Genomic DNA, 16,205 nt, shown 5'->3' on the forward strand with positions numbered 1-16,205 from the left:
CATCGCACGCCGGTTGCATTTTAACCTCTGTGTCAGCTTCGGGTGTAAATTGGCCCAATGGACGAAGAACGACGCAACAAGGCCAGGCATCGTGTGTTGAAAGCCGGAACCATCGAGTTCGGCGGCGGCGCGATCGACTGCACCGTCCGCAATTTCTCCGCCACCGGCGCAGCCCTCGACGTCACCAGCCCGGTCGGCATTCCCGAGCATTTCACCCTATCGATCAAGGCCGATGGCGCGCATCTCGCCTGCACGGTGGTGTGGCGCAAGGAAAAGCGGATCGGGGTAAGGTTCGGGTGAGGGTGTCGCACGAGCGCTCGCTCACCCCGTCTCGACCTCACTTAGCCGGCTCGCCAAAATCTTGTCGATCCGCCTGCCGTCGAGATCGACCACCTCGATGTGCCAGCCGGCAAAGTCGAAGGCGTCGCCGACATTGGGCAGCACGTTGAATTGCTGCAGCACGAGGCCGGCCACCGTGTTGTAGCGGTGATGCGGCGGCAGCTCGATGCCCAGCAGCTCGCCGAACTCGTCGACCGGCATCCAGCCTGCGACGAGGAGCGACGAGTCCGCGCGCCTGACGTAAGCCGGCTCCGGAGGCCCTTCCTCGGAATGGAAGGCGCCGACGATCGACTCCAGAATATCGGCTGCCGTCACCACGCCCTCGAACGCGCCGTACTCGTCATAAACGAAACCGACATGAACCGGCGCAGCTCTCAGGATTGCCAGCACATCGCGGGCATCGGCTGATGCGGGAATGCTTGGCGCTTCGCGGATAAGCGCCCGCAGATCCGGCGTGCGTTCGTTCATATACGCGACCAGCAGGTCCTTCGCCTGGAGCACGCCGATCGGCTTGTCGCGATCGCCGTCGGAGACCGGAAAGCGCGAGTGCGGGCTCTTCGCGATCAGCGTCTGGATCGTGGCTTGGTCATCGCTCAGGTCGATTTCGTCGACCTCCGTGCGCGGCGTCATGATCGCGCCGACCGGCCGGTCGCCGAGCCGCATCACGCCGGCGATCATCTCCTTTTCGCCCGACTCCAGAACGCCCGCGCTTTCGGCCTCGTTGACAAGATGATGAATCTCGTCCTCCGACACCTTCTCCTCGGCTTTGCCGCCGCGGCCGAGCAGCGTGAGGATCAGCTTGCCGGAGAGATCGAGCAGAAATACGAGCGGCAGCGAGACCCGCGCCAGCACGTGCATTGCGGGCGCGACCTTCACCGCGATGCTTTCAGGGTTGCGCAGCGCCACCTGCTTCGGCACCAGCTCGCCGATGATCAGGGTCGCATAGGTGATGATGGTGACGACGATGCCGACGCCGACGATGTCGGCAATGCCCGAGGACAGGCCGAGCTCGACCAGCCATTGCGTCAGCCGTTGCCCGAGCGTCGCGCCGGAGAACGCGCCCGACAGCACGCCGACCAGCGTGATGCCGATCTGCACCGTCGAGAGAAACTTTCCGGGATCGGCGGCCAGTGTCAGCGCGCGCTCGGCGCCGCGCACGCCCTTGGCGGCCAGCAGCGACAGCCGCGCCGGGCGCGATGAGACCACGGCGAGCTCCGACATGGACAGCAGGCCGTTGATGACGATCAGGACGACGACGATGATGAGTTCGACAGACAACATTGTGCGCGAGCGAAGGGGAAAATCAGCCCGGCGGACGCCGGACCAAGCCGGTTATATATGAACGCGATGCGCACCTTGCCCGGTTCCGACCAAATTGTCGCACCGCCAGCCGGACATGTGTTCCCGGAGCCTCAGAACTCGGCGTGCAGGCGGCCCGAGAAGATCGAGACCGGCCCGCGATCGGCGTTGTAGGCAGGGTTGACGATGAGCTGATAGTCGGCGGTCAGCGTCACGCCCTTGATCACCGAATAGGCGTAGTAGGCCTCGAGGATGCGTTCGGTGCGATAGTTGAGCTGGCCGTCGCCGATCAGGAGACCGGTGCCGCCGGCGGCGAGGAAGTCGCGATGCGCGGCCGACAGGCCGTTGATGGCGCCGCCGATGCCGACCGTATCGTCCGGACGCCCCCAGCGACTGCCCTTGATCGACAGGCCGCCCGAAAGGCTGCGGTCGATATCGGTGAAGTTCAGGATCTGGTTCTGGCCGTCGTTCCAGCTTGCCCGCGCGAACAGCCCGACATCCTTGACGATCTGCTGCTCGAGATTGACGTAGAAGCCGTATTTGAGACGATTGCGCTGGGTCACGGCGGCGATGTCGTTGATGTCGAGCGCCGGATTGGCCGCGGCCAGGTCCACCACCTGCTGATAGTTCGCGGTGTTGCCGCTATTGGCGAAGACGCCGACGCGCAATTTGCCGGGCTGCTCGAAGATCGAATGACGCTCCTCGAACTCGACGACGGTGCCGCCGGTCTTGAAGGTGAGCACGTCGCTGTTGGGCGCGGCCGGCACCTGGAATAGGCCGGCACGGATCGCCCAGTCCTTGCGGTTGAGCTCGACTACGGCGCCGCGGGTATAGCCGGGCAGGTCGGCGGGGAAGTCATAGGCGGCCGACGCCCACATCGCCCAGTTCATGAAGTCGGCACGCGGGTCTTTTGCGTATGAATTGCCGTCGAAGAAGTCGCCGACTGCGAACCGACCGACGACCAGCGTGACGCGATCAATGTCGCGTTTTCCCGCGAGCTGGTTCGGACCGTCGTCGATCGTCTCCTGCTCGCCGCCGAGTCCGAATGTCTGCTTGAGATAATAGCGCTGCGCCCGGATCTTCGGGAAGGCCGCGCCGGCCTTCTGCGCTTCGCCATTGGAGAAGCCGGCAAGCCCGAGCGTGCCGTTGAGGCCAAAACCCTGCGCTAGCTCGGGGTTGAAATAGAACTCGCCGCCGTCCCAGAGCCGAGCACCCAGAAACGCCGTCGTCGTCCACGTCGCCTGGAACTGGCCGCCGCCGGGCAGGCTCTGCGGGCTCGCATAGGGTGAATGGATCGGCCCATAGCCTTGCGGCAGCACGGTGGTCTGGGCGTGGACGTTCCAGTCGTCGGATTCAGGCAGCTTGGCCTTGCCGCCGGCCACCGGCATCCACTGCGTATCGCCGAACTGGTAGTTCAGGCCGAGCTTGAACAGATGAATGCGTGGATCGACGTTGACGCCGCCGAGGCCAAAGCCGCTGAGATCGTAAGTCTTGCGGGAGAGGTCGACATAGTCGTATTCGGCCTTCGCCGTCCAGTTGCCGCTGACGGCGTATTCGAGACCGAGGCCCGCAGTCCATCCGGCCTGGTAGTGGCCGACCGGAAATAATCCGGTGACGCCATCGCCGTCATTGACGTTGATGTGGGTATGGCCCCAGGCCAAGCCGCCGGTGAGATAGGGCATGAATCTGTCGAACGCATAGCCGATGCGGCCGCGCACGGTGCCGACGTAATCAATCGTGGTGTGGAATGGCGCCGGCGAACGTGCGAGTGCCGGGCCGTCAGACGGACTCGTGAAGGTCGAATCCGCCTCGATGCCGAGCACGACGCGGTTGGAAAGCTGCCGGCTGTAGCCGAGCTGATAACCGCCGGTGAGCCCGGTCGCGCTGTGCGGCAGGACGACGCCCTGCTCAGGCATGGGATTGGTGCCGGGTCCGAAGCTCGCGTCGCCATAGCCGAAATGGCCGCCGACATAGAAGCCGGTCCACTCATAGATTGTTTTCGCGGCGCGCGCCTTCAGCGGCAGATCGGCGGCAAAGCTCGCGCCCGGCAGCGCGAGCACGCCGGCGGCGATCACCGCTGCCGTCCGCAGCAATTGATGTCGGTGACTTCTCAAAGTCAAAACTACGCCCCCAGACGCGACCGTGCCCCAACCGCGCCCGACATCCCTGCCGATTCGCGATGCTCCTGTCATTAGGGTCTTGGCTGTTCGCGCGATCGGACGAGACGAGCTCGTTTCGATGCGTTTCACCCCAAGGTCTTGCCAAGCCCCCGCGCTCGCTGCGAACCTTATTGCTAATAATTCGCAATAGCAACTAATTCAGAATGTCGCAGGAGATGGTTCGCACCGCTATGTGACGGGACTGCAACAAGTTCCCGGTCTCAAAAAAACGAATGACCCCGCCCGGGGGGACAGCCGGGCGGGGTCGGGGCACGACACGGGGTGGATGAGGCGCCCGTGTCGGACGCGGGATCCACGTAAGATCGGCCTCAGAACCTCAAATCAGTAGCAAGTACGAACGTTGCCGACGAACTGGCCGTAAGCGTTGTACTGGGCGACCCAGCCGCAGCGGTGATAGCCGTAGTAATAGGGCTGGCTGCTGGCGGCGACCGCGGTGCCGACGATGGCGGCGGTGGCGATGCCGGCGCCGACACCCCAGCCCCAGCCGAGCGGCTTGGCCTGAGCGGTCGACGTGGTGGATGCGACGCCAGCGGTGACGGTGAGGGCGGCGAGAGCGACGGCGGCAATCTTGGTCTTGATCGACATGTGAAACTCCATCCGGGTTGAGGCGGTCCGATGTGGTCCGCGTGCTCAATTGGACGGAGGCTTGCCGAAACCGGTTCGAAGGCGCCCTAGGTGGTCTGGGAATGCAGCTCTTTCCCGAAGGATTTCAGATAGATGCGAGCTAACCAAGGGGGCCTTTGGCGAGCCTGTTCACGTCGAAGTTATCGACCTCGGCCAGCAGCTCGCAAAAGGCGCGCGCGCCTTGGTCGATGAGCTGCTCGCCTTTCTCGAGGACGGCCAGTGTCGCATTGCCGACGGCGCCGCTGGCGTTGAGATCCTGGGCCTGCCAGGCAAAGGGCGCGGGCCGCTGCGTCGAAAGCCAGCGATATTGTTTCTCGATCGCGATGCTGCTCGCAGGAAAATCCGCGATCGCATCCACACGCACCTGATCGGGATAGCGCGCCAGCATGATCGAGGTCTCGACCGCGCCGCCATGGATGCCGTGACGCACTTCATCGGCCGGGAACAGTTTTTCTGCAGCCGACAGGCGCGACCATGATGTCGTCACCACGAGCAGCTTCTGATGCGCGCGAAGATCCTGCGCCACCAGCATCATCGCCGCGCTGTTGCCGCCATGGCTGGTGATGATGACGAGCTTCTTCACGCCGCGTCGCGCGATATCCCCGCCGATCGCGGTCCAGCGCTTCAGCGCCACCTCGGTCGGCAGCGTCTGCGTGCCCGGATAGTCGATATGCTCGGTGGAGATGCCGATGGGCTCAACAGGCAGGAAGGTCGCCGGAATGGTCGCGGGCAGCACTTCCTGCACCCGCGCAAGATAGGCCTCCGCAATCAGCACGTCGGTCTCGAGCGGCAGATGCGGGCCGTGCTGCTCGGTCGCGGCCAGCGGTAGCACCGCGATCCAGCGCGATACGTCCGCAGGGTTCGCATCGGCCCAGCGGATCTCGGTCCAGTCGCGCGAAGGCGTCATCAAGGTTTCTTTGCCCGAATTTGTCACGTAGTTTGGTGTTATGGAGGGGACGCGGGCCTGGCCGGTTCGCGTCCCCGAATGTCTTGCGGTTTTATCGCGTTGGTCTGGCATGAGCCAGAAGCGATTGGGCCAGAAACGATCGACGGAGTCCCATCATGAGCCCTCCCCATCTGCGGCGAGCGTTAACGGCAGGCTTGCTGGCCACGGTCGTGTCGATCCTGCCGGCGCGCGCGGAAACCCTGGACAAGGTCAGCTTCGGCACCAACTGGGTCGCCGAGGCCGAGCACGGCGGCTTCTTCCAGGCGGTCGCCGACGGCACCTACAAGAAATATGGGCTCGACGTCACCATCGTTCCGGGCGGGCCCAACGAGAACAACCGGATGCTGCTGATCGCCGGCAAGATCGATTTCTTCTTGGCCGCGAACACGCTGATGTCGTTCGACGCGGTCGCTAACAACGTCCCCGTGGTGACCATCGCCGCGGTCTTCCAGAAAGACCCGCAGGTGATGCTGACGCAGCCGGATGCGAAGGTCACCAAGATCGAGGACCTCAAGCCGCTGACGCTGTTCGTCTCCAAGGAGGGCATGGGCAGCTACTTCCAGTGGCTGAAGTCCGAATACGGCTTCAGCGAGAAGAACGTCCGGCCCTATAATTTCAATCCGCAGCCCTTCATCGCCAACCCCAAGAGCGCGATGCAGGGCTACGTCACCTCCGAGCCTTTCGCCGTCGAGAAAGCCGCCGGTTTCAAGCCCAACGTCATCCTGCTCGCCGATGCCGGCTTCAACACCTATTCGACCCTGATCGAGACCCGCCGCGACCTGGTCGAGAAGAAGGCGGACCTGGTGCAGCGCTTCGTCGATGCCTCCATGATCGGCTGGTACAATTACATCTACGGCGACAATTCCGCCGGCAATGCCATGATCAAGAAGCTCAATCCGGAGATGACCGACGATCTGCTCGCCTATTCCGTCGCCAAGATGAAGGAATACGGCATCGTCGATTCCGGCGAATCCTTGAAGAACGGCATCGGCGCGATGAGCGACGATCGCTACACCTCCTTCTTCAACAAGATGGTGAAGGCCGGCGTCGTGAAGGGCGATCTCGACTTCCGCAAGTCCTACACGTTGCGCTTCGTCAACAAGGGCGTCGGTGTCGAGCTGCGCCCCGCCAAGCCGTAACGCAAGCGTTGATGTCAGACGCCAAAACTACGCCCGCGGTCGAGGCCAGCCTGACGGCGCTCGCCGTCAGCCTGCGCGGCGTAACGAAGACCTATGACAACGGCGTCATGGCGCTCGGTCCCTTCGACCTCGCGGTGCGCAAGGGCGAGTTCATCTCGCTGCTCGGGCCCTCCGGCTGCGGCAAGTCGACGGCGCTAAGGCTGATTGCGGGGCTCAGCGCGGCATCATCAGGCACGGTGCGGATGTCGCGTCATGAAGGCCCGGCGCAGATCGGCCATGGTATCGGCTTCGTGTTCCAGGAGCCGACCCTGATGCCCTGGACCAGTGTGCGCGAAAACGTGCGGCTGCCCTTGAAGCTTGGCGGCATCCCGAAAGCCGAAGGGCGGGCGCGGGCCGACGCGGCGCTGGCGAGCGTCGGTCTCGCCGATTTCGCCAACGCTTTTCCACGCGAATTGTCCGGCGGCATGAAGATGCGGGTGTCGCTGGCGCGCGCGCTCGTCACCGATCCTGATATCCTTTTAATGGATGAGCCGTTCGCGGCGCTCGATGAGATCACGCGCTTCCGCCTCAACAACGATCTGCTCGCACTGTGGCGCAGCCTTGGCAAGACCGTCATCTTCGTCACCCATTCGGTGTTCGAATCCGTCTATCTGTCGCAGCGCGTCGTCGTCATGACCGCGCGGCCCGGCCGCATCCAGGCCGACATCCGCATCGAGACCGTCGAGCCGCGCGGTGAGGAGTTTCGCACCTCGGCGGCTTATTCGGATTATTGCCGGAAAGTATCGGCCGCGCTGGCGCCGTCCTACTCGGGACAGTCGATGCTATGAACGCGCAAGCCCCCGTCATCGCAAAGCCGTCCGGCGCGCAAAGCGCGGTGCGCTTCGTGCTGCCCGTCGTCGTGTTCGCGGCCTGCCTTGCCGCCTGGGAGCTCGTGGTGCGCATCCGGGAGATCCCGCCCTATGTGCTGCCGGCGCCGTCGGTCATCTTCCTGACGCTGATCAAGGACTGGGCGGTGCTGTCACAATCGCTCGCCACCACGCTGCTGACGACGCTGGAAGGTTTTGTCGCTGCGAGCATCGGCGGCATCGCGCTGGCGCTGCTGTTCAACCAGTCGAAATGGGTGGAATATTCGCTGTTCCCCTATGCCGTCGTGCTGCAGGTGACGCCGGTGATCGCGATCGCGCCGCTGCTCCTGATCTATCTGGAGCAGCAGACCGCGGTCGTCGTCTGCGCCTTCATCGTTGCCTTTTTCCCGGTGCTGTCGAACACCACGCTCGGGCTGAATTCGGTCGACCGCAACCTCGCCGGCCTGTTCCAGCTCTATGGCGCCTCGCCGCCGCAAACCCTGCGCTTCCTGAAGCTGCCTGCGGCGCTGCCCTATATTCTGGGCGGCCTGCGCATCGCCGGCGGCCTGTCGCTGATTGGCGCGGTCGTCGCCGAGATCGCGGCGGGAACGGCGGGCGCCGGCTCAGGTCTCGCCTACAGAATCGCCGAATCCGGCTATCGATTGAACATACCCCGCATGTTCGCAGCGCTGCTTTTGTTGTCGCTGGCCGGGATTGTCATCTATGGGGTGCTGGCGCTAGTTTCCCACCTCGTTTTACGGCGCTGGCACGAGAGCGCGCTTGGAAAGGAAAACTGATGTCTACCGGTTCGATTTCGTCCGACAAGATCGACCTTCTGATCTATGGGCCGGTGCGGCCGATCCTGGAGAACGGGTTTTCCGATCATTTCGTCGTGCACAAGGCCGAGACGCGAGGCGACCTCGAGCGGCTGACGCCGGCGATCCGCGAAAAGATCCGCGGCGTCGCGGTGACCTATCACACCGTCCGTGCCGACAGGGATTCGCTGTCGCAATTGCCCGGGATCGAGATGGTGGCGAGCTTCGGCGTCGGCTACGACCACATCGACGCCAAATACGCCGCCGAGCACAACATCATCGTCACCAACACGCCTGATGTGCTGACCGAGGAGGTCGCTGACGTCGCGATGGGCCTGCTGATCTCCACCGTGCGCGAGTTCATCAAGGCGGACCGCTACGTCCGCTCCGGCCTCTGGCAGACCCAGAACTATCCGCTCAGCGTCGGCTCGCTGCGCGACCGCAAGGTCGGCATCGTCGGCATGGGCCGGATCGGTCAGGCGATCGCGCGCCGGCTCGATGCCTCACTGGTGCCGGTGGTCTATCACTCGCGCAATCCGTCCAAGGACGTTTCCTACAAGCACTACCCCGACCTGATCGAGATGGCGAAGGCGGTCGACACGCTGATGGTGATCGTGCCGGGCGGCGCCTCGACCGACAAGATGATCAATGCCGAGGTGTTCAAGGCGCTCGGCCCGCGCGGCGTGCTGGTTAACGTCGCGCGCGGCTCGGTGGTCGACGAGCAGGCCTTGGTCCAGGCGCTGAAGTCCGGCACCATCCTCGCCGCCGGCCTCGACGTGTTCGCGGCCGAGCCCAGCGTGCCGGAGGAGCTCAAGGCCATGCAGAACGTCGTGCTGCTGCCGCATATCGGCTCGGCCTCCGTGGTGACGCGCAACGCCATGGACCAGCTCGTGGTCGACAACCTCAAGTCCTGGTTCGCCGGCAAGGCGCCGCTGACGCCGGTTGCGGAAACGCCGTTCAAGGGGCGCTGATGAGAGTTCTTCGGGCCGTTGCTTTGCTGATTGCGGCCTGTGCCGCCGCGATCGGCCTTGCGCGTGCGCAGGATGCGACGACCCTGAAGAAGGAAATGCCCGGACAATGGGAGCTCTCGACCACCGAACGCAGCAAGACCTGTGTCATCACGATGAAGAGCGACGCCGGGGCGCAGGGTTTCAAGCTCGAGCTCGAGCCGGCCTGCAAGACCGCGCTTCCGTTCACCAAGGACATCGTCGCCTGGAGCGTCAAGGGGCTCGACATCGTCCGCTTGCAGGATGCGACCGGTGAATCCGTGATCGACTTCACCGAGGTCGAGGCCGGCATCTTCGAAGGCCTGCGGCAGGGCGAGGGCGTCTATATCCTGCAGGACCTCGCCGCCGCCCGCTCGATGGCCAAGTCGATGGATCAGATGATCGGCGACTGGGCCATGGTGCGCGGCAACGGCCAGCCGGTCTGCGGATTGACGCTGACCAACACGGAAGCCGATCAGGACAATTTCCAGGTCTTCCTCAAGCCGAAATGCGATGCGGCGATCGCCCAATTTAACCCGACGCAATGGCGGCTCGAGCGCGGCCAGATCATCCTGATGTCGAAATCGGGCGACGTCTGGCAGTTCGAGGCCGACGACAACGCACAATGGCGTCGGGTTCCCGATACGGCCGATCCCCTGATCATGCTGCGCCAATAGGCGCCGTTCCGGTTTTCCCCTCGCAATTTTTCCTGCGGTCATGTCGATCCGGCCCCGGTCAGATCGTCATCCCAATAGCGAGCTGATCGCGCGGCCGAGCCGGCCGCGTCTCGCCTCAACAGGAGTTTTGCATGCGCTTCATGTACATCGTCACCTCCAGCCAGCCGATGAAGGGCCCGAGCCCGGCGCTGATGGAGGCCATGCAGAAGATTTCCGAGCGGGAAATCAAGGCCGGCCGGATGATCGACAATGGCGGCCTGATGCCGCTTGCGACCGGCGCGCGCGTGCGGATCGTCGACGGCGAGCTCAGCGTCATCGACGGTCCCTTCATCGAGGCCAAGGAAGTGGTCGGCGGCTACGCCATTTTCGAGTTGCGCGACAAGGCGGAAGCCCTGGCCATGGCCAAGGAGTTCATGCAGCTGCACCTCGATCACATGCCGGGCTGGGACGGCACCTGCGAGTTGCGGGCCTTCGCCACGCCGGGCGTGGATGGGGCCTGCGAGGTCGACGCGCGGTCAGGGGTAGCTGCGCACGCCTGATGGTCACGACAGCCCTTCCGGGTCGGCGGCGATGACGGCCGCCGACATCGATCAGATTATCCGTGCCACGATTCACGCCACCTGGCGCGTCGTGCAGCCACGGCTGATCGCGACGCTGGCGCGGATGCTGCGCGACGTGCCACTTGCGGAAGAGCTGACCCAGGATGCGCTGGTTGCGGCGCTGGAAGCCTGGCCGATCATCGGCGTGCCCGACAATCCCGGCGCCTGGCTCATGACCACCGCAAGGCGCCGTGCGCTTGATGTCCTGCGTCGCGGCAGGATGCTGGCGGACAAGCACGACATGCTGGCGCGCGACATGTTGCAGGAGCAGGAGATCGTGCCCGATTTCGACGCTGCGCTCGACGATGATATCGGCGATGAATTGTTGCGGCTGGTCTTCACCGCCTGTCATCCGATCCTGTCGCGCGAGGCGCGCGCGGCACTGGCGCTGCGGATGATCTGCGGCTTGACCACGTCCGAGATCGCGCGCGCCTATCTCGTTCCGGAAGCAACCATCTCCCAGCGCATTGTCCGCGCCAAGCGAACACTGTCCGGGTCCGGCCTCGCCTACGAGACGCCGGCCGGCGAGGCTCTGTCGGAGCGTCTCGCCTCGGTGATGGAGGTCGTCTATCTGATCTTCAACGAGGGCTACCTCGCGGCGCGCGGCGAGGAATGGCTGCGGCCGCAGCTCTGCGACGAGGCACTGCGCATGGCCCGCGTGCTCGCCGGCCTCGCCCCGGACGAACCCGAGGTTCACGGCCTCGTCGCCCTGATGGATTTGAATGCGGCACGGGCTGGCGCGCGGACCGACGCGAACGGCGATCCCATCCTGCTGATGGACCAGGATCGCACGCTCTGGGATCGTTCGCAGATCCGTCGCGGTGTGCGCGCGCTCGAACGTGCCCGCGAGCTCGGCGGTGAGGGAAGGTTTTACACGCTTCAGGCTGCGATTGCGGCGTGTCACGCCACGGCGGGGACGGCCGCGGACACCGACTGGCGGCGCATCGCGCAGCACTACGCCGAGCTGGCGCTTCTGGTGCGCTCGCCGGTCATCGAGCTCAATCGCGCGGTCGCGGTCGGCATGGCCGAAGGACCGCAGGCCGGACTCGACGTGCTCGACAAGATTGCTGGCACGCCGGCGCTGTCGGCCTATCATCATCTGCCGGCGGTTCGTGGTGATTTGCTGCAAAAGCTCGGACGGCTCGCAGAGGCGCGGCAGGCGTTCGAGGCCGCCGCGCATCTTGCGACCAACGGGCGAGAGCGCGCGCTGATGGAGCGCCGCGCCGCGGCGCTCCATGCACAGGATATCTAGGTTGTCGGCTTGGGCGGCGGCGCGGTGCCCTGGGCCCATTTCTCCAGCTTGCCAAGCACGCCCCAGGCCGTCAGCGCCAGCGAGATCGGGAGGGCGAACTGGCCAAGCCCTGGCACCGCGGTCGCGATCGTCCCGAGCAGCCCGGCAAGACCGCCGGCACTCGGGGTCGCGCTCACGGCAGAGAGCAGCGCGGTGATGAGCGCGCCGCCGATGCCGAGTGCCGTCTTCTTGCCGTCCAGCAGCTTGCCGATGGTTTCGCCGAGCGCGCCGTTGACCTGGCCGAGTACGGGTTTGTTGCCGAGCAGTGTGCCCAGCAGGTCGACGAGCTGCTTGAGCTGATCGGCCGGAGCGGGATTTGCCGCCGCCGTCCCCGGCACTGTCCTGGTGATGAGAGAGAGGAGCTGCCCGAGTACGCTGACTGTCGTGCTGGCCGCCGCTGTCGGGTTCGCCGGATTTGTCGCTCCCGACTGCAAGGCCTGCGTGAGGCTCTGCAGCTGGTTCAGGATCTGGGGTAGCTGAATCGACTGCGCTAGGGGCGCCGTTCCTGTCGATGGGGTCGCTATCGGGGTTGGCGTCGTTGCTCCCGATTGTATGAGCTGTGCGAGATTTTCCAATCGGCTCAGGATTTGAGACAGATCGACCGACTGTCCGCCTGACGTCGCGCCTGCCAATGCAGGTGTTGTGCCTCCTGACTGCACGACCTGTGAGATATCATCCAGTCGCTTGAGGATCTGGAAAAGATCGACATTCGCCGTCCGGATCGGCTGCATTCCCGCGCGCGTGATGGCGGCGATCGTGGTGCCGTCGAGCAGGCCGGTATCCGCGAGGGCGTGTTGTTGCTGAAATTGCGAGACCGCGGCCTTGGTCTTCGGTCCGCTGATGCCGTCTTCGTCGAGCGGCGGATTGGCGCCGAGCTTGTTGAGCGTCTGCTGCATGAGCAGGACCGACGAGGCCACGTCCTCGTCGGGCTCGGAATGGGAGGCAATGGACGGGCCGTCGTCGATCGCGATCGAGGAATCCTGCGACATCATCGCATGCAGGATAACGGCGGTGCCGAGCTGGGAATCGACATGGTTCGGATCGAAGACGTGGTCCGCGACGAACTTGCCGGCGTTTGCCTCGGTCGGTCCGTACAGGGTCGAGCCGCCGTAGAGATAGGGCGAGTTGACGCCCTTGGCGTGATAGCCGAGGCCGTTGAAGCATTCGAGCCGGTACAGGGTGCGCGCGATGCACCAGTCCTGCGTGCCGACGAAGTGCTGGATCCGCAGCGCATCCACGGCGCCGTCGACGAACGAGGCGAACGGGCCGCGGCCTTTCGGGACGAGGCACGTCACGCGCTTCAATGTCTCGCCGTTACCGAGGTAGGTGTCGAAATCGAAATTGGATTCGCGATAATGGCAGAGCGCGACGAAATACCAGGGCACACCGGACAGCCGCTCGACCTGCTGATAGGTCGCCTTGCCGTTGATGGCCTTGCGTGCCGTCGCGCTGGCCTCGCCAAGGCGTGCGGGCCGGATCTGGAGATTGGCCCAGTTCCTCTCATACCCGCTCTTCAGATTCTCGTATGACACCATCTCCCGCTCCCGCGAATTGTTAAATTATCGGTTGGTTGTGCAAATCAGGCGTGAGCCGCGTGCCACCGCCGGTGGGCGCGAGCTCTGGGCGTGGTTTGGCAAATGTGGCAGGCCATCGCCGCAGTGCATGTGAAATGGCTTACACGTGCAGCGCGAAAGGTTGCGGTCAAAGGACGCAACATCAGCGCCGTACGCGCGAACGCGCGGTCGCCACGCGCACTCCGGGAACCGGCCGGGCGGCCGTCCGTTAGCACCGGAGACGGTCTGCTCAGGGAATCCTGCGATGGCCAAGCGTGTTCTCGCGATCGGCATCGAACCCGGCAGTGCGGATTACAGTGCGTTTCCGCAGCTCACGCCGGCGCTCGTCCGCAACTATATCGAAGCGCAGCTGCTACGCCTGCGCGGCCTCGGCTACGAGGTCACGAGCTGCCTGATCGATCTCGACGTTGCTGCGGAGGCGGCCGTAACGGCCGCGTTGCGCGATGAGCACTTCGATTGCATCGTTATCGGTGCCGGCCTGCGTGAGCCGAAGGAACGGCTGCTGCTGTTCGAGAAGGTGCTCAACCTGGTCCACCACCTGGCGCCGCAGGCCGCGATCTGCTTCAACACGACGCCTGCCGACACGGCGGAAGCCGTGCAGCGCTGGGTCGAGCCGTAGCCGCGGGCAAGCCTACCCTTAGTCCGAGGCTGATCAGGATCGGCCGTTGTCGCGACAGGCTGGCCCGTGACGTAAAGGGCGGGAAGCGAGCCGGATTCGCGCGATTATTCTGGTCCGGGATCGTCCCAAACGCTATGACTGGCGCATCAGATGGGAGGATTCGGGATGCTTCGACGTCTTGGAGTTGCAGCGTGTTTCGCAGTCGCGATGGCCGTCCCGGTCCATGACGCGGTGGCGCAGGACGCTGTCGGTGGCGCCATCATTGGCGGCGTGGGCGGAGCGATCCTGGGCGGAGCGATCGGCGGTGGCCGCGGCGCCGCCATCGGTGCCGTCGTCGGCGCCGGCACGGGGGCTGCGATCGCCTCCGAAGGCGAGCGTCGCCGGTCCGGCTATTACGCCTATCAGCGCGGCTGCTACATGCAGCGCCCGGACGGCCGCTACGTCCCGGTCGATCCAAGATACTGCTACTGAACATACTGCTACTGAACAGACGATGCGCCGGCGCCGTCTCGCATGCGCCGGCGCAGCCATCTCTGATCGCTGTGCCTAGGCAGCGCTGGCCCGACTGACTGCATCGCCGAGCTCGGCATTGGTGTAGGCCCTGCCGCCGATGCCCCACAGGCCGTCCACCGCATAGACCATGTTAACGAAGATCCGCTCGCGCGGATGGCGGCCTTCCGCTGCGTTGAACACGATCTCGGTGGCCTCGGCGATGAAGCCCGCCTTTTGCGCAGGCGCCGCCAGCGCGAAGGACGGGACCTTCAATTCGACCACGACGATGTCGTTCGACGACCCGCCGGCGAAGGACCGGCCTTTCGGGACAGTGCTGATCTCGCCGATCACGTTCGGCGTGATGAACGCATTGCCCACGAGATCGTGATGCCTGAGAAACGAGGCGGTCAGCTCGGCGAACATGGTCTGCTCGGCGGCTGCACTGAAGATGCCATCCGTGGCAACGACGGTGATCGGCATGATTGGATCTCCCTTCATGATACGAGCGTCGCGAGCGCCGGATGCGATCGCGGCTTGCAATAATATTGCGATCGTTATATAACGATCGTGACTGCATTCGCACGGAGAGGGCGATGCCGTCAATATTAAAATAGCGATCGTTATATCTAAAGGTGCGGTGGTGCGATACAAGTCCGGACACAAGGAAGAAGCTCGCGCGCGCATGGTCGCGGCCGCCGGCCGCGGCTTTCGCCGCCAGGGCTATGGCGGCATCGGTGTCGACGGCCTCGCCAAGGAGGCCGAGGTCACCTCCGGCGCGTTCTACGGGCACTTCTCCTCCAAGGGTGAGGCATTCAAGGCCGCGCTGGTGGCGGGCCTGCAGGAGCTGCGCCAAGGCGTCGAAAGCCTGCGTGCCGAGCACGGCGCCAAATGGGTCGCGGCATTCGTCGATTTCTATCTCGGGCAAAAGCGGGTCTGCGAGCTCGGTTCGAGCTGCGCCTTGCAGAGCCTGACCTCGGAGGTGCAGCGCGCCGATGCTGCAATCAAGACCGTGTTCGAGGCCGAGATCGAGGGCGTCGTGAACGCCGTTGCGGGCGGTTTGCCGGGCCGCTCGCCCAAGGACAGACGCGCGCGTGCCTGGGCGTTGCTCTCGATCCTGTCCGGCGGTGTCACGATGGCACGGGCCGTCGCCGACAAGGATGTCAGCGCTGCGATCGCGTCCGCCTGTCGCGCCGCTGCACTCAAGGCCTGTTCCGAGACCTGAGAGGAGACCCGCGGATGCAGATGTCGAACTATCTCTTCTTCACGACGCATTGCGAGGCGGCGCTCGCTTTCTACGCCGCCTGTGGCCTCGGCAAGGTGACCGAGGTCATGCGTCACGGCGCCGCCGGACCGATGCAGGGAAAGATCCTGCATGCAAGGTTCGAAGGACCAGGTATCCAATTCTATGCATCCGACAACGACGATGCGGAGCCGATGCGCGGCTCGGCGCACCACCTGATGATGGACGACGCGCAGGAAACGACGGACCTGTTCGCCCGCCTTGCCGAAGGCGGCACGATCACCACGCCGCTCGGGATCCAGCCCTGGGGCGACTATTACGGCAAGCTCACCGATCGCTTCGGTGTGCAATGGATGCTGAACTGCACGCTGGCGCGCGCCTAGCGCGTCCCAGCCGGCGCGCCGGCGTAGCTCGGGGAGGGCAAGTGACAGGGCAAAGGCAGGTTTCGCGCGACGAAACCGCGCATCTCCTTTACGTAGCGCGCATCTCGCGCTAAACTAAAGGTAGCATATTGAGCTGACCAATTTTTTTCGCCCCGGG

Annotated in this window: 18 protein-coding genes; 12 read left to right on the forward strand and 6 right to left on the reverse strand. The window is 64.5% G+C overall.

Translation table 11 applies throughout. The features are described 5' to 3' along the window. Positions 1-57 precede the first annotated feature (57 nt). Positions 58-300: a PilZ domain-containing protein gene (locus ABIC09_RS01110; RefSeq protein ID WP_148751870.1), complete on the forward strand. Its 243-nt coding sequence runs from the start codon at positions 58-60 to the stop codon at positions 298-300. Between the two features lie 21 nt (positions 301-321). On the opposite strand, the gene ABIC09_RS01115 is transcribed toward ABIC09_RS01110, so the two are convergent. The 4 genes from ABIC09_RS01115 to ABIC09_RS01130 all read right to left on the reverse strand — a co-directional run bounded on the left by ABIC09_RS01115 (position 322) and on the right by ABIC09_RS01130 (position 5,349). Next, entirely contained in the window at positions 322-1,620 is a 1,299-nt protein-coding gene (locus ABIC09_RS01115; RefSeq protein WP_354086029.1) for a hemolysin family protein, read from the reverse strand. A 131-nt stretch (positions 1,621-1,751) separates the two neighbouring features. Beyond that, the gene (locus ABIC09_RS01120; RefSeq protein ID WP_502917632.1) at positions 1,752-3,830 is read right to left on the reverse strand and encodes a carbohydrate porin; all 2,079 of its coding nucleotides are present in this window, start codon (positions 3,828-3,830) and stop codon (positions 1,752-1,754) included. Between the two features lie 309 nt (positions 3,831-4,139). Beyond that, the gene (locus ABIC09_RS01125) at positions 4,140-4,403 is read right to left on the reverse strand and encodes a hypothetical protein (RefSeq protein ID WP_354108147.1); all 264 of its coding nucleotides are present in this window, start codon (positions 4,401-4,403) and stop codon (positions 4,140-4,142) included. Positions 4,404-4,542: 139 nt separating this feature from the next. Beyond that, entirely contained in the window at positions 4,543-5,349 is an 807-nt protein-coding gene (locus ABIC09_RS01130) for a creatininase family protein (RefSeq protein WP_354108148.1), read from the reverse strand. Positions 5,350-5,504: 155 nt separating this feature from the next. On the opposite strand from ABIC09_RS01130, the gene ABIC09_RS01135 reads away from it, so the two are divergent. From ABIC09_RS01135 to ABIC09_RS01165, 7 genes are all read left to right on the forward strand, one after another. Then, the gene (locus tag ABIC09_RS01135; protein ID WP_354108149.1) at positions 5,505-6,527 is read left to right on the forward strand and encodes an ABC transporter substrate-binding protein; all 1,023 of its coding nucleotides are present in this window, start codon (positions 5,505-5,507) and stop codon (positions 6,525-6,527) included. Between the two features lie 11 nt (positions 6,528-6,538). After that, positions 6,539-7,354 (forward strand): ABC transporter ATP-binding protein, encoded by an 816-nt coding sequence (locus tag ABIC09_RS01140; RefSeq protein WP_354108150.1) that lies wholly within the window; start codon positions 6,539-6,541, stop codon positions 7,352-7,354. Further along, entirely contained in the window at positions 7,351-8,169 is an 819-nt protein-coding gene (locus ABIC09_RS01145) for an ABC transporter permease (protein WP_354036376.1), read from the forward strand. Before ABIC09_RS01140 ends, ABIC09_RS01145 begins: the two co-directional genes overlap by 4 nt. After that, entirely contained in the window at positions 8,169-9,158 is a 990-nt protein-coding gene (locus ABIC09_RS01150; RefSeq protein ID WP_354108151.1) for a 2-hydroxyacid dehydrogenase, read from the forward strand. Before ABIC09_RS01145 ends, ABIC09_RS01150 begins: the two co-directional genes overlap by 1 nt. After that, on the forward strand, positions 9,158-9,850 hold the full coding sequence (locus tag ABIC09_RS01155) for an AprI/Inh family metalloprotease inhibitor (protein ID WP_354108152.1): 693 nt from the start codon (positions 9,158-9,160) through the stop codon (positions 9,848-9,850). Before ABIC09_RS01150 ends, ABIC09_RS01155 begins: the two co-directional genes overlap by 1 nt. 131 nt (positions 9,851-9,981) lie before the next feature. After that, the gene (locus ABIC09_RS01160) at positions 9,982-10,389 is read left to right on the forward strand and encodes a YciI family protein (protein ID WP_354108153.1); all 408 of its coding nucleotides are present in this window, start codon (positions 9,982-9,984) and stop codon (positions 10,387-10,389) included. Positions 10,390-10,420: 31 nt separating this feature from the next. Continuing rightward, positions 10,421-11,701 (forward strand): RNA polymerase sigma factor, encoded by a 1,281-nt coding sequence (locus ABIC09_RS01165; protein WP_354108154.1) that lies wholly within the window; start codon positions 10,421-10,423, stop codon positions 11,699-11,701. Here the strand turns inward: ABIC09_RS01165 and ABIC09_RS01170 are convergent. Further along, entirely contained in the window at positions 11,698-13,275 is a 1,578-nt protein-coding gene (locus ABIC09_RS01170) for a peptidoglycan-binding protein (protein WP_354108155.1), read from the reverse strand. The two genes, ABIC09_RS01165 and ABIC09_RS01170, sit on opposite strands and share 4 nt — an antisense overlap. Positions 13,276-13,558: 283 nt before the next feature. Between ABIC09_RS01170 and ABIC09_RS01175 the strand changes: the two genes are divergently transcribed. After that, positions 13,559-13,933, forward strand: a complete 375-nt coding sequence (locus ABIC09_RS01175; RefSeq protein WP_148751857.1) for a hypothetical protein — start codon at positions 13,559-13,561, stop codon at positions 13,931-13,933. 165 nt (positions 13,934-14,098) lie between these two features. Beyond that, positions 14,099-14,404 (forward strand): YMGG-like glycine zipper-containing protein, encoded by a 306-nt coding sequence (locus ABIC09_RS01180; RefSeq protein WP_148751856.1) that lies wholly within the window; start codon positions 14,099-14,101, stop codon positions 14,402-14,404. 75 nt (positions 14,405-14,479) lie between these two features. Here ABIC09_RS01180 and ABIC09_RS01185 read toward each other — a convergent pair whose 3' ends face one another. Further along, positions 14,480-14,905 (reverse strand): Tautomerase enzyme, encoded by a 426-nt coding sequence (locus ABIC09_RS01185; RefSeq protein ID WP_354108156.1) that lies wholly within the window; start codon positions 14,903-14,905, stop codon positions 14,480-14,482. Positions 14,906-15,065: 160 nt separating this feature from the next. Here ABIC09_RS01185 and ABIC09_RS01190 point away from each other — a divergent pair, with 160 nt between their 5' ends. Further along, complete coding sequence (locus ABIC09_RS01190; RefSeq protein ID WP_354036362.1) at positions 15,066-15,647, forward strand: TetR/AcrR family transcriptional regulator; 582 nt, start codon at positions 15,066-15,068, stop codon at positions 15,645-15,647. A gap of 14 nt (positions 15,648-15,661) precedes the next feature. Continuing rightward, positions 15,662-16,048 (forward strand): VOC family protein, encoded by a 387-nt coding sequence (locus ABIC09_RS01195; RefSeq protein ID WP_354108157.1) that lies wholly within the window; start codon positions 15,662-15,664, stop codon positions 16,046-16,048. The last annotated feature ends 157 nt before the right edge of the window (positions 16,049-16,205 follow it).

The organism is Bradyrhizobium sp. S3.12.5 (assembly GCF_040548225.1).
Taxonomy (GTDB): Bacteria; Pseudomonadota; Alphaproteobacteria; order Rhizobiales; family Xanthobacteraceae; genus Bradyrhizobium; species Bradyrhizobium cytisi.